Genomic DNA, 11,280 nt, shown 5'->3' on the forward strand with positions numbered 1-11,280 from the left:
ACGGGGGCGCGGACCGGCGGCCGGGCCGGGCGGCGCCTTACCGGAGCGGCCCGAACGCCGGAGGACTTCCGTGGACCGGTCGGTGACGATTCACCCGATGGGCTGACAGGGCACCGGCCCGGGGTGGCTCCGACCGGTATACGTGACGTCATCCATCGTTCGGAGAACCACCTGCGAGGGGCCCATGACCGATACGGCCGACACGTCGTCAAGGACGGCCGCCGAGAGGCTGCCGGCCGCCTACGCGCCCCGGGTGGCCCTGATCCGGGGCGCGATGGAGGCCGGGAACACGGCCCTCGCGACCCGCCTGGCCGAGGAGCTCCACCGGTACGTCGCCCTGGAGCGCGGCGCCCTGCACCCCGAGACGCTGCGGGCGCAGGAGGTGCGGGCGTACGTCGCGGCGGTCGGCGGCGACCCCCTGCGGGCGGCCGACCTGTTCGCCGTGGCCGCCACCGCGTGGGCCGGGCTGGGCGCGTCGGAGCAGTGGGCGGCGTCGCGCAACGCGGAGGTCTGCCGGCGCCGGGCGGAGTCGGCGGCGGCCGCCCCCTCGGCGGTCCCTCTGGCGGTCCCCGGCGCCCGGCGGCCGCCCGGCTGCCCGTCCCCGGTCCGGGCGTTCGGGCGCGGCACGGTCGTCGCGGTGGTCCTCGCGACGGCACTGCTCTCGGGAGCGGCGGACGCCGGCCCGCGGGCCTACCTCGGGATGGGCCCGCGACCGGTCCCCGACGACCAGCCGGCCGCCCCCGCCGTCGTGGGGGTCCTGGAGCGCTCCGCGCCCTCGGCCTCACCGGTGCCGGTCCCCGTGCCGTCCCCGTCGGAACTCGCGACCGCTGAGCCCGTCCCCGCGCCGGACGCCGGGCCCGCCGGCGACCAGGAGGAGCAGGCCGCCGACCAGGGCGACGGCGGGCCAGGGCGCACACCGGTGCCGAGCCCGGGGCGGCGACCGGGCTTCCCGGCCGCCGGCTCCCGACCGCGGCCCGCTCCCGACGCCGGGCGGCCGGCCGGCGGCCAGGCCGCCGACGCGGACCCCTGCGCCGCCGCCGGCGCGTACGGCGGCCAGTTCCTCGGCTCCCTCGTCGAGCTGTGCCACCGCGCCGCCGGGGTGTCGGGCAAGCGGTCACCGGCCCCCTGACCCCGTCCTCCGGGAGGGAGACGAGCCGCGGAAGCCCGGCAGCGGGCAGCGCGGCTCGTCCACGGCAGCGCGGCCACAACTCCGGCGAGGTCAGCGGTCGAGAGCCCACAGGTCGTCATCGCACAGGCCGGTCCGGCAGCACACGGGCAGCCAGTCGGCCGCGAGCTCCCGGACACGGTGCAGGCGAGCCCTGTCGGGCTCCACCACCGTGAGGATCTCGAAGGCGGTGCCCGCCCCGACGAGGGACCGATTCGCCATCACCTCCCCGTAGAGCAGCCAGAGACCTTGCGCGGCAACGTTTCTGCACAGCTCCGGAAGATCGAGTCCTCGTCGGGCGGACTCCGCGTCCGTGCCCTCGCCCGCCACCAGGCACTGAAGGAGCTCGAGGAACCGCGCGCGGGCCGCCGGTGCGACGTCATCGGCCAGTGCCGCCAGCGCAACGGACGCCACCGCGGGAGCCGGCTCCCACAGGACGACCGGGGACCAGACATGCCATTCGAGGTCGACCTGGCCCGGCTCCGCCCCGGACCCCCCGCCCGCGAGCCGCAGCAGATCCCGGGCCAGGTGCTCCGCCGAACCGCCGCAGCCGCACAGCATGCCCTTCCAGTCCTGCCGGGCTGTCTCCATCTCGACCAGTCGCATAGCTCCCACACCCTAGACGCGCTCGCGAGGCCCGACGACACGCGGGGCGCCTCGGCCCCGTGCCCTCCGGCAGCTGCCCCGTCCGTCCTCTCGGCGTCCCCTCGGCGTCCCATTCCGGCGTTCCAGGCCGGCCTCGTTCCCGCTGGTCAGAGCCCCCTTCGCCGTCCCACCCTCCCTGGTGCGGCGCCAGACGTGGCGGCTGGGACGGACCGTCGCGCAGGCTTCGGCCGTCCGACCGACGCAGCACCCGAGCCCATGCCGAAAGGGGCGCGACCACATGTCCGTCCGTACCTCCCGCACCCGTCTGGTCAGCGCCGCCGCGAGCGTCGTGGTCGCCGCCTTCTCGCTCACCGCGTGCAACGACAGCGGGGTCATCGATACGGCGACCGGCCCCTCGCTCAGGGCTGCGGCGCCCGCCGCTGCGTCCGCCTCGACCTCCACGGCCCCGTCCGCCGACGCCGGTGGCACCACCGGGTCCGCCAGTCAGGAGCCGGCCGCCGCACCCCGGCCCACCGCCCCGAAGCCCACCACCGGCACCCCGACGCCGAAGACCCCCGCCGCCCCCGCGGCCGCCAAGCCGGCCACCTGCGAAGGCTCCAACACCGCGACCACGGCCGCCCCGCTGAACCGCCCCGTGAACCACCTGCTGCTCACGGTCACCAACACCGGCTCCGGCACCTGCTACCTCTACGGCTACCCGGCCGTCCGCTTCGGCGAGGCCCAGTCCGTACCCCCTGTCATCACCGACTCGAAGCCGCAGGCCGTGGTCACCCTCCAGCCCGGCGAGTCCGGCTACGCCTCCGTGAACCTGTCCTCCACCGACGGCACCGACGGCTCGAACGGCCACACCGTGAACTCCCTGACCGTCTACTTCCACGGCCCCTCCGGCAACGAGAGCGTCGGCACCGGGGCCCACCCGTCGCTGCCCGCGGAGGGCGCCTACGTGGACGACTCCCTCAAGGTCGGCTACTGGCAGCAGTCGCTGGACGACGCCGTCTCCTGGTGACCCGGGCTCCCTCCGACCAGCCGACAGCACCCTACGAGAGCAGGCACACCAGCATGCGCAGCACGCCCCGCAGGATCGCCCGGCTCCTGGTCGTCTACGGCGGCGCGGCCTTCCAGGTCCTCGTCCTGGGCCGTCAGGACGGTCCGGGCGCGGCCCCGTCGCGGAAGCCGCCGTCACCCGGTGCCGGTTCCTGACGCCCCGTCGCAACCCGCCGACCTCGGCAAGCGGGCCCGGATTCCGCGCGCCCGCAGAACGCTGTTTGGAGTCCCCATGGCCCTGCGGATAGCCGTCACCGCCGAGCCGATACCGTCGCACGTGTCCGCACTCGACTTCGTCATCGGCCCGCGCGGTCCGGCGCACCGTCGCGGCGTTCCGGACCACCGCCCCCGAGCGGCCGGACCGTCCCGACTCCTCCCGCCCGCTCGTCTACGTGAGCCTCGGCACCCTGACCACCGCGATGTCCGGTCTGCGCGGCGTCGTGAGGAGCGTGTACCGGGAGGTCATGGCCGCCCTCTCCGCGACCGGCTGCGAGGCGATCGTGTCCGCCGGACACCTCGCGCGGGACCTGCCGAGCGCGGACCCCCGCATCACGGTCGTCGAGCACGTCCCGCAGCCCGCGCTCCTCCGTCAGGTGGACCTGTTCGTGACGCACGGCGGGCGGGCCTCCCTGCTCGACGCGGTGCAGGCGACGACACCCGTCCTGGGCCTGGGCGTCGTCGCCGACCAGCCCGGCAACACCACCGCGTTCGCCGGGCACGGCCTCGGCCCTCCTCGCCGACTCCCGCTACGCCGTCGCCACGGCCGCCGCCGACGCCGAGCTGTCACGGCTGCCACCGCTGGACATCGCGGAACTGCGGGCGTGTGTGTGAACCGTGGGCCTCAGCACGCCGCGCGCTGCGGGGACGACGTCTGGACCTCGTATCCCCGGATCGCGAGGGGGGAGTACGCCGGATCCGTTCGTCCTTGACGGGCGGTCACCGTCGGCTTCCATCCGAGCGGCTCGCCGACCCGGCTGTGCCCGCTCTCCCGCGTCATCCCGTGGGGGCTTCCCGGCGTGCGGCGCAGACGGTGCCCCGGTTGTCGACGACGGCGCAGGCGCGGGCGTCGGCGGGGCGGGCGGCGCGGACCATCTTGCTGTGGGCGTCGTGGCCGGACTGCTGGCGGTACTCCTCCTGCTCGGGCGGGGTGCCGAAGACCTGGACGCGGTCGCCGGGGGAGCCGCCGCTCATCTTGGCCCAGGCGGCGTGGCAGGAGGGGCTGTAGCGCAGTTCGATCAGGACGCCGAAGTCGCGGTCGGCCGCGGCGGTGGCGGCGTCGCGGTCGCAGACGGTGCCGACCGGGTCGACGTGCAGGCAGGACGCCCCGTCGCAGGAGGCGGCCGCCGTCGGTGCGGGCATCGCCTGCGGGGCGGGCGCGACGGTGGCGCCGGTGTCCGGGCCCGCCAGGGCGTAGAGGAGCGCGCCGGCGGCGGCCGCCGCCACGGCCGCGCCCCCGGCGGCCCACGCCGCCCGGCGCCATCGCCCGCCACGGGGTTCCTGACCGGCCGTCGGTTCGGCACTGGGCGCCGGTGCCTCCGGTGCGGTGGCCGCCGCAGGCTCCGGGACCGGCTCCGGTGGCGGCGCGTCGCCCGTGCCGCCGTCGATCGCCGCCCTGAGCCCGAGCGCGCGGACGAGCGCGCCGTCGGCGACCGCGTAGTACGCGGCCAGGGAGTGGAGCGCCGCTTCCGGTGCCGGGTACCTGCCGTCGGGGTTCTCGTAGCGGGAGAGGGTCGTCTGGGCGATCGCGGTGCGCCGGGACACGGTCACCTGGGTGGGGTTCCCGGCCTCCTGACGCCACCTCCGCAGCGTCCGGGCCAGTTCGGCGCGGGCGGCTGCGGCCGTCGGCTGGTCCGGTTCATCGGCTGCCTGCGGCGGCCGGTTGTGCGTCATCGGCTCGGTCCCTCTTCCCTCGGCTGTGCGTAGGCCCAGGTCAGGGCCGTACGGAGGCGCTCCGCATATGCATGGGTAACCAGGCGTTCACACAGCGTAGGAGTCCGGCGGTCGGGCGTGCAATCGTGGTGGTCGGCCGCAGGGCGCATCCCCGGCGGAAACCCCACCTCCTCCCGTGTCCCGGGCAGGCTGCGGCCTGCCCGGGGTGGTGGAGGGCGCATCCAAGGAGAGATCATGAACATGACACGCTCGCGTCTGCTCGCCGCCCTCGTGGGCCGCGCCGGAAGGACCGCCGCCGTCGCCCTGGTGGCCGCCGGGACGCTCGGCGGCCTCGGCACCGCCGCCGCGGCCACCATCGGCCCCCTCCCGGCCGGTGCGCACGCCGTCCGGACCACCACCGACACCGAATCCGCGACCGACACCGCCACCGTGTCCGATGGCGTCACCGCCCGTTCCGCGCTGCGCGAGCGGATCGTCTCCATCGCCCGCGGCCAGATCACCCCGGCCGGCCAGGATCCCGAGAAGACCGGCACGTGCGACAAGTACTTCGCCTACGCCGACGGGACGGAGAAGCAGAGCAAGTGCGCCAAGACCGCCTGGTGCGCCGCGTTCGCCGACTGGATCTGGCACCAGGCCGGCGTGAAGCCCGCGCCGACCACCCTGTCCGGACGCGGCGTCGGCAAGTGGGGCCAGGAGCACCACCTCTTCCACAACCGGCAGCCCGCGCGCGGCGAGCGCCCCTACACCCCCGTCCCCGGAGACCTCGTCGTCTACGGTCCGCCCGCCTACGCCAAGGGTGGCCACGTCGGGGTCGTCGTCGCCGTCAGCCACGACGGCACCATCGACACCGTCGAGGGCAACGTCGGGGACAAGGTGACGCACCGCCACGTCAAGCCCGCGGACGCCCGCGGCGGTGGGCAGAAGCTCCACATCTCCGGCTACGTCAGCGTGCCCGGCGCCTGACCGGCCCGCCTCCACCAGCGCCGGGGCCCGGGCGGATCATCCGTCCGGGGCCCGGCCGTCGCCGCCTGGCCGTCGCTGCCCGGCCTCGACCGGTAGGTTCACCGTGGCGCGTTCGAGCACGTTCGACGCACTTCACGAGGGGGAGACCACCGGTGGACGTACTGGCGATCATGGAAGCACTGGCCGAACAGGGCATCACCGTGCTGCTCAAGGCCGACGCCGAACGGATGGCGGAGCAGCGCAAGCCGTGGACGTTCGTGGCCAGCGGCGCCCCGCTGCGTGACGACATCCTCGTGCGCACCGATGCCGCCTCGGTGGAGCAGTGCCTCGAAGCCTGCCTGCCCCGCCTGCGGGAACTGGGCATTTCGCTGCCGGAGTGACGAGAGCGGCCCCGCTCCGGTCAGTCGCCGGCCGGTCGGTCGGCGGGTGCGGCCGGGTCGTCATCGACGAGGAGGATCGGCCCGCCGCGGAGAGCGCCGTGTGGGTCGCCTGGGCCGCGACCCTGCCCGCCGACGGGCCCACCGGCGGCGTCTTCTACGACGGCGAGCGCCTCGCCTGACAGCGGGGGCCGGCCTGCCGCCGTGTTCAACCCGGTGTCCCACCGCTGCCGTTCGGAACGGAGTCCACGATGAAGTCAGTACGGTTCAGCCGTTTCGGCGGCCCCGAGGTCCTGGAGGTCGTGGACCTTCCCGACCCGCACCCGGGCCCCGGCCGGATCCGCGTCGCGGTACGCGCCGCCGGCGTCAACGCCAGCGACTGGAAGAAGCGCGCGGGCCTGATGGACGAGGAACTGCCGCAGACGCTGGGACACGAGGCGGCCGGTGTCGTGGACGAGGTCGGCGAGGGCGTCACCGACGTGTCCGTCGGCGACCGCGTCGTCGGCCTGTCCGAACACGGGGGCGCCCAGGCCGAGTCGGCCGTGCTGTCGTACTGGGCGCCGCTGCCCGCGTCCGTCCGCTTCGCCGACGCCGCCGCCCTGCCCGCCGCCCTCGAGACCGCGGCGCGCGGACTCGACCGGCTGGGCGTGGTCGGCGGCACCGTGCTCCTCGTCAACGGCGCCTCGGGCAACGTCGGCAGCGTGGAGTGCGGGAAAAGGTGTTGCTCGCGCCCCCGGGCCCCGTGGCACCCTGACCCGGTGCTCAACACGCTCCACCCCACAGACCTGACCTGGGACGACGTCGACCCCACCAACCACCCCTTCGACCCCGCCTCGGTGGCGGGGGTGATCCGCTCCCTCGGGCCGGCGCGGCGGGTGCCCTCCCGGCTTGACCCGGCCATCGATCTGACCAGGGTCAACTGGGCCTGGGAGGTGGCCAAACCCTGGTCCGACGCCATGACGCACGTGCTGATGGAGCGCTACGGCCGCTGGGCGGCCGGGTGGCGCTGGTCGCTCGGCGAGGGGGACGTCGACGGCGGGCCGGTCGGGAACTGGTGCTGCGGATCGCACTCGATCACCACCCCGGAGCAGACCCTCGACCGGGTCGTGGCGGCGCTGTGCGAGTGGCGTGACTGGCTGGAGCGGCTCGCGGAGTGGTTCGAGGCCTACCCCCTGGACCCGGAGACCCTGGACGCGGACCGGATCCTGTGGGAGCGCGCCGCCCGCAACCTGATCCTGCAGGTGGCCGACCGGACGGGCGCCGAGAGCGGCTGGTACGGGCACTGCCGGCAGGTCCTGGAGTGGTTCCTCGGCTACTGGGGCGTCGCCCCCGAGCCAGCCGAGCGACTGGTTCGACAGGCGGTCGGCGGCCGGTTCAAGAGCTGGACCGCACCCGACACCGTCCTGGCCGATGAGGTCGCGGAGCGACTCGTCGGCCCACTGCGTCCGCAGGACGTTTACTGGTCGCCGGACCCGGGCGAGCTCCCGGACCACCTGGAACGCTGGCTCGCCGTGCGCGAGAGCGTGCCGTGGTCGGACGGCGCCGACGGCGAGGACGGCACGGACAGCGGGCCGGTGACCCCCGCCCGCGACGGAGCGGCGGAGGACTTCCGCTTCTTCGACGCCGCCGTGGACCCCGCCCGCGCCGCCGGCCTGCTCACCGCACTGGAGCTGGTGCGGGCCGACGCGGCGCGTTGTGCCGTGCTCGACTTCGAGCTGCTGCGCGGCTGGCAGCAGCATGTGCTGGGCACCCCCGAGCCGCCGCCGTTGCGCACCCGCCCCGCCTTCGCCAAAGGCGGCGAGGAGCGCTACGGGATCGGCCCCGACACCCGCGCCCGCCTCGACGCCTGCCTGGCGCAGGCCGCCGACGGCCGGATCCCGCTGGCCGCGAGGGCGGCCCGGGTCTACCTGGATGTCTGCTTCTTCCACCCGTTCGACGACGGCAACGCCCGCGCCGCCCTGCTCACCCTGCTGTTCGTGCTGGCCCGCGCAGGCGTCACCCTCGACTCGGTGCTGCTCATCCGCCGGTTCGGCTACCGGGCCGACGACCCGCACGACGCGCTGAGCCTGTGCCGCTCCGTCGAGATCCACCTCAGGCAGAGCCGCGCCGCCGCTCAGTGACCGGCGGCCGTTGACACGGGGCCCAGTGGGGGCTGCTACAGGTCCGCGAGCCAGGGGTGCCCCGGGTGTACGCGGGTGAGCAGGCCGGTCAGGGTCTCGCGCTGAGCCGGGGTCAGGTGCGGGACGGTCGCGTCGAAGTCCGACTGGTCCTTTTCGCGGACGTGCTTGGCCTTGAACAGCAGGACCAGTTCGGGGGCCAGATACGGGATGCCGTCCCGGGTGTGGTGGATGATCTCGCGGTAGGGGAGCCGGATCGTCTCGTCGCGCCGGCAGATCCAGGTGTCGCCGTCGTGCGGTTCGCGGAACACGTCGAGCAGGTAGTCGCCGGTGGCCGGATCGCGGAGCCAGGTCTGGTGGACGGCGGCCAGTACCTCCGGCGCGGCGTCCGCCCAGATCCGGCCGCTGCCCGCCGCGTCGAAGGCGTACCCGGGAAAGCGGTCGCGGACCTCGGGGAAGCCCGCGGCCGGAATCCCGATCTCGATGTCGCCGTGAGCGCGCGTCCGCCTGCCGCGGAACAAGTCCAGCGCCCAGCCCGCGGCCACGTACCAGGGCGTGCTGATCCCGGCCAGCCGCTGCGCGACCTCACCCGGGGCCCAGCAGGACGACCACCTGGCGGGGAGGGCCTCGATCTCGTCGGGGGACAGTTCGACGCCGCCGTCGGGCAGTTGCTCGCTCATCGCTGGAACCTATCAGCGGAGGGCCCGCCGTGGCTGTGGGCGGCGTACGTCCCGCGACCGCTCAGTTCTGCCACGGCCCCGCACGGCCACGATCCCGCACGGCCCGTCAGCTCACGGGCCGCCGTGCCCAGAACAGGACGTGGCCGCTGTCGCCCTCGGGGACGAACTCCTCGTGCGCCACCTCCAGGCCGGCGTGCAGCAGCCAGGACCGGTTGGTCGCCGCGTCCGCGTGACTCCACCACATCGCGGCCCCGCCGCCGAGCCAGTTCTCGTCGGTGCCTGTCCAGGCCTGGTGTCCGGTGGTGACGAGGAGCCAGCCTCCCGGCCGCAGCCACGAGGCGATCCGCCCCAGCAGGGCCGGCTGCTCCCCGAGCGGAATGTGGATCAGCGCGTACAGGCAGACGACAGCGTCGAAGGTCCCCGGCGGGAACGCCAGGGTCGTGGCGTCCGCCCGGATGAACTCGGCCTCCGGCACCAGCTCCCGTGCCCGCCGGATCTGGACGTCGCTGATGTCGACGCCCGTGACACGGTGCCCCGTCGCGGCGAGGGAGCGGGCCACGGGGACTCCGGTCCCGCACCCCACGTCCAGCACCGTGCCCGCCTCCGGGAGCCGCCCGAGCAACTCCTCGATCCACGATCCGTACTTCGTCTCGCTGTTGAACGCGCGTTCGTAATGCGCGGACAGCAGGTCGTATCCACGCCGGACCAGGTCCTTCGGGTCTTCGTCATCCACAACGGCGCACCGTAGCGGTCCCTGACCGGCGGAGCGACAGCATTTCGGCTGCCGCCGGCCTCGACGGGTGCCCTCCTCCCGGCAGCGCCCGGGAGGCTGACTGTGCGTGCCGGTGGTGTTACGCTCCCATTAAAAGAGAGTCGACTCTCACTTGTTGGCCGGAAGGGCACTCCTCCGCCCTGGTCCGGACGGGCAAGGAGAGTACGGCTCCGTCAAGCGTTCACTGCTCTTGTGGCCCTTCGGCCGGCGAGGAGAGACCATGACCGCCCCCGCACCGCAGTTACCCTTCGAGCGCCCCAACGCCCTGGACCTGGCGCCGCTGCTCGCGCGCCTGCGCGAGGAAGGCCCGATCGCCCGGGTGACGACACCAGCCGGCGACCCGGCCTGGCTGGTGACCCGCTACGAGGAAGCCCGGGAGATCCTGAGCGACACCCGGTTCTCCCGGCTGCGCCCCGACACCGAGGGCGCCCCGAGGATCTCGTCCTCGGCGCTGCACACGCGCCCCGCCCCCTCGCCCGAGGAGGAGGACCGGGAGCACACGCGGATGCGCCGGATGCTGGCGCCCGCGTTCAGCGCGCCGCGGATGCGGCGGCTGGGCGAGCGGATCGGGGAACTCGCCGCGTCCTGCCTGGACGCGATGGACGAGGAGCGTTCGGGGGATCCGCGACGCGTCGTCAACCTGCACGACCACCTGTCGTTCCCGCTGCCGGTGATGGTGATCTGCGAGCTGCTGGGCGTGCCGGTCGAGGACCGTGGCCTGCTGCGCGGCTGGTCCGAGCGGATCGCCGCGCTGTACGGCGGGGCCGACGGGGCCGCCGCCATGGCCGAGTTCGAGGCGTACGTGTCCGCCATCGCCGAGGAGAAGCGCAAGCGGCCGGGCCAGGACGTGATCAGCGACATCCTGGCCGTACAGGCGCAGGACCCCTCGTTCACCGAGGAGGAGATGGCCCGCCTGGCGGTGGGGCTGCTGTTCGCGGGCCACGAGACGACCTCGGCCCGGATCGACCTGGGGGTCCTGTTCCTGCTGAGCGACACCGGTCGGCGGGACCGCTTCGCCGCCGACCCCGAGGGGTCGGCCCGCGCCACCGTGGAGGAGGTCCTGCGGATGGCCGCGCCCGGCGCCCTGGGCCTGACCCGCTACGCCCGCGAGGACGTCACCCTCGCGGGGACGGCGATCGCGAAGGGCGAGGCGGTGCTGGTGGCGATCAACGCCGCGAACCGGGACGGGCGGGCGTTCGAGGAGCCGGACGCCTTCGACCCGTCGCGTTCCCCCAACGCGCACCTCGCCTTCGGGCACGGCGGCCACTACTGCATCGGCAACGCGCTGGCCCGCACCGAGATGCAGATCGCGCTGACCGCGCTGTTCCGGCGCTTCCCCGGCCTGCGGCTGGCGGTGGACGCGCACAGCCTGCGCGACCACTCCGAACGGCTGGCGGGCGGCCTCGGCGAGGTCCCGGTCCTGTGGTGAACGGGGAGCGGCAGCGCGAGCGGCCCGCCGCGCGGGTGGTGGCGGACACCTCGCGGTGCGTGTCGTCGGGGCAGTGCGCGGTGACCGCGCCGTCGGTGTTCGACCAGGACGAGGCCGGGCAGGTCGTCGTGCTCGCCGCCGAGCCCGTCGGACGGGCGGCGGAAGAGGCCCGGGAGGCGGCAGCCAGGTGCCCGGCCTCGGCGCTCCGGCTGGATCCGGCGCGCTGACGGCCGGTGG

14 protein-coding genes and 1 pseudogene are annotated in these 11,280 nt (G+C 74.7%); 11 read left to right on the top strand and 4 right to left on the bottom strand.

Features of this window, described 5'->3' with window-relative positions; genetic code table 11:
- Nucleotides 1-184: 184 nt before the first annotated feature.
- Nucleotides 185-1,129: a hypothetical protein gene (locus ACFRQN_RS25580; protein ID WP_380742380.1), complete on the top strand. Its 945-nt coding sequence runs from the start codon at nucleotides 185-187 to the stop codon at nucleotides 1,127-1,129.
- Between the two features lie 90 nt (nucleotides 1,130-1,219).
- Here the strand turns inward: ACFRQN_RS25580 and ACFRQN_RS25585 are convergent, their stop codons facing one another.
- Nucleotides 1,220-1,771 carry a hypothetical protein gene (locus tag ACFRQN_RS25585; protein WP_380742382.1) on the bottom strand — a complete coding sequence of 184 codons (552 nt, stop codon included), beginning with the start codon at nucleotides 1,769-1,771 and terminating at the stop codon, nucleotides 1,220-1,222.
- Between the two features lie 277 nt (nucleotides 1,772-2,048).
- On the opposite strand from ACFRQN_RS25585, the gene ACFRQN_RS25590 reads away from it, so the two are divergent.
- From ACFRQN_RS25590 to ACFRQN_RS25600, 3 genes are all read left to right on the top strand, one after another.
- The gene (locus ACFRQN_RS25590) at nucleotides 2,049-2,777 is read left to right on the top strand and encodes a DUF4232 domain-containing protein (RefSeq protein ID WP_380742384.1); all 729 of its coding nucleotides are present in this window, start codon (nucleotides 2,049-2,051) and stop codon (nucleotides 2,775-2,777) included.
- A 53-nt stretch (nucleotides 2,778-2,830) separates the two neighbouring features.
- Nucleotides 2,831-2,971, top strand: a complete 141-nt coding sequence (locus ACFRQN_RS25595) for a hypothetical protein (protein ID WP_380742386.1) — start codon at nucleotides 2,831-2,833, stop codon at nucleotides 2,969-2,971.
- 236 nt (nucleotides 2,972-3,207) lie between these two features.
- Complete coding sequence (locus ACFRQN_RS25600; protein ID WP_380742388.1) at nucleotides 3,208-3,744, top strand: glycosyltransferase; 537 nt, start codon at nucleotides 3,208-3,210, stop codon at nucleotides 3,742-3,744.
- Between the two features lie 64 nt (nucleotides 3,745-3,808).
- On the opposite strand, the gene ACFRQN_RS25605 is transcribed toward ACFRQN_RS25600, so the two are convergent.
- Nucleotides 3,809-4,705 carry an XRE family transcriptional regulator gene (locus ACFRQN_RS25605; RefSeq protein WP_074003244.1) on the bottom strand — a complete coding sequence of 299 codons (897 nt, stop codon included), beginning with the start codon at nucleotides 4,703-4,705 and terminating at the stop codon, nucleotides 3,809-3,811.
- 240 nt (nucleotides 4,706-4,945) lie between these two features.
- Between ACFRQN_RS25605 and ACFRQN_RS25610 the strand changes: the two genes are divergently transcribed.
- The 5 genes and pseudogenes from ACFRQN_RS25610 (at nucleotide 4,946) to ACFRQN_RS25630 (ending at nucleotide 8,165) form a co-directional block, all read left to right on the top strand.
- Nucleotides 4,946-5,668, top strand: coding sequence for a CHAP domain-containing protein (locus tag ACFRQN_RS25610; protein WP_380742390.1), 723 nt, complete (start codon nucleotides 4,946-4,948; stop codon nucleotides 5,666-5,668).
- 152 nt (nucleotides 5,669-5,820) lie between these two features.
- Nucleotides 5,821-6,048 carry a hypothetical protein gene (locus tag ACFRQN_RS25615; RefSeq protein ID WP_049659115.1) on the top strand — a complete coding sequence of 76 codons (228 nt, stop codon included), beginning with the start codon at nucleotides 5,821-5,823 and terminating at the stop codon, nucleotides 6,046-6,048.
- Nucleotides 6,045-6,227 (top strand): hypothetical protein, encoded by a 183-nt coding sequence (locus ACFRQN_RS25620; protein WP_074003242.1) that lies wholly within the window; start codon nucleotides 6,045-6,047, stop codon nucleotides 6,225-6,227. Before ACFRQN_RS25615 ends, ACFRQN_RS25620 begins: the two co-directional genes overlap by 4 nt.
- A gap of 69 nt (nucleotides 6,228-6,296) precedes the next feature.
- Nucleotides 6,297-6,746 (top strand): annotated as a pseudogene (locus ACFRQN_RS25625) (alcohol dehydrogenase catalytic domain-containing protein); the annotation flags it as partial.
- Nucleotides 6,747-7,016: 270 nt separating this feature from the next.
- Nucleotides 7,017-8,165 (top strand): Fic family protein, encoded by a 1,149-nt coding sequence (locus ACFRQN_RS25630; protein ID WP_380742400.1) that lies wholly within the window; start codon nucleotides 7,017-7,019, stop codon nucleotides 8,163-8,165.
- 35 nt (nucleotides 8,166-8,200) lie between these two features.
- Here the strand turns inward: ACFRQN_RS25630 and ACFRQN_RS25635 are convergent, their stop codons facing one another.
- Both ACFRQN_RS25635 and ACFRQN_RS25640 read right to left on the bottom strand, forming a co-directional pair.
- Nucleotides 8,201-8,842 (bottom strand): nucleotidyltransferase domain-containing protein, encoded by a 642-nt coding sequence (locus ACFRQN_RS25635; protein ID WP_380742393.1) that lies wholly within the window; start codon nucleotides 8,840-8,842, stop codon nucleotides 8,201-8,203.
- Nucleotides 8,843-8,948: 106 nt separating this feature from the next.
- Complete coding sequence (locus ACFRQN_RS25640) at nucleotides 8,949-9,575, bottom strand: class I SAM-dependent methyltransferase (RefSeq protein ID WP_380742395.1); 627 nt, start codon at nucleotides 9,573-9,575, stop codon at nucleotides 8,949-8,951.
- Between the two features lie 259 nt (nucleotides 9,576-9,834).
- On the opposite strand from ACFRQN_RS25640, the gene ACFRQN_RS25645 reads away from it, so the two are divergent.
- Together ACFRQN_RS25645 and ACFRQN_RS25650 are read left to right on the top strand one after the other, a co-directional pair.
- Entirely contained in the window at nucleotides 9,835-11,043 is a 1,209-nt protein-coding gene (locus ACFRQN_RS25645) for a cytochrome P450 (protein WP_380742397.1), read from the top strand.
- Nucleotides 11,040-11,270: a ferredoxin gene (locus tag ACFRQN_RS25650; protein ID WP_117491216.1), complete on the top strand. Its 231-nt coding sequence runs from the start codon at nucleotides 11,040-11,042 to the stop codon at nucleotides 11,268-11,270. The genes ACFRQN_RS25645 and ACFRQN_RS25650 overlap by 4 nt, the downstream gene beginning before the upstream one ends.
- The last annotated feature ends 10 nt before the right edge of the window (nucleotides 11,271-11,280 follow it).

The sequence above is a fragment of the Kitasatospora sp. NPDC056800 genome (genome assembly GCF_042789775.1).
Lineage (GTDB): Bacteria > Actinomycetota > Actinomycetes > Streptomycetales > Streptomycetaceae > Kitasatospora.

What these genes read in the sequence shown, in the direction of transcription:
- ACFRQN_RS25595 (WP_380742386.1), top strand. Translation starts at nt 2,831, where the DNA reads ATGCGCAGCACGCCCCGCAGGATCGCCCGGCTCCTGGTCGTCTACGGC.
- ACFRQN_RS25630 (WP_380742400.1), top strand. Translation starts at nt 7,017, where the DNA reads ATGGAGCGCTACGGCCGCTGGGCGGCCGGGTGGCGCTGGTCGCTCGGC.
- ACFRQN_RS25635 (WP_380742393.1), bottom strand. Translation starts at nt 8,842, where the DNA reads ATGAGCGAGCAACTGCCCGACGGCGGCGTCGAACTGTCCCCCGACGAG.
- ACFRQN_RS25610 (WP_380742390.1), top strand. Translation starts at nt 4,946, where the DNA reads ATGACACGCTCGCGTCTGCTCGCCGCCCTCGTGGGCCGCGCCGGAAGG.
- ACFRQN_RS25585 (WP_380742382.1), bottom strand. Translation starts at nt 1,771, where the DNA reads ATGCGACTGGTCGAGATGGAGACAGCCCGGCAGGACTGGAAGGGCATG.
- ACFRQN_RS25605 (WP_074003244.1), bottom strand. Translation starts at nt 4,705, where the DNA reads ATGACGCACAACCGGCCGCCGCAGGCAGCCGATGAACCGGACCAGCCG.
- ACFRQN_RS25645 (WP_380742397.1), top strand. Translation starts at nt 9,835, where the DNA reads ATGACCGCCCCCGCACCGCAGTTACCCTTCGAGCGCCCCAACGCCCTG.
- ACFRQN_RS25580 (WP_380742380.1), top strand. Translation starts at nt 185, where the DNA reads ATGACCGATACGGCCGACACGTCGTCAAGGACGGCCGCCGAGAGGCTG.
- ACFRQN_RS25590 (WP_380742384.1), top strand. Translation starts at nt 2,049, where the DNA reads ATGTCCGTCCGTACCTCCCGCACCCGTCTGGTCAGCGCCGCCGCGAGC.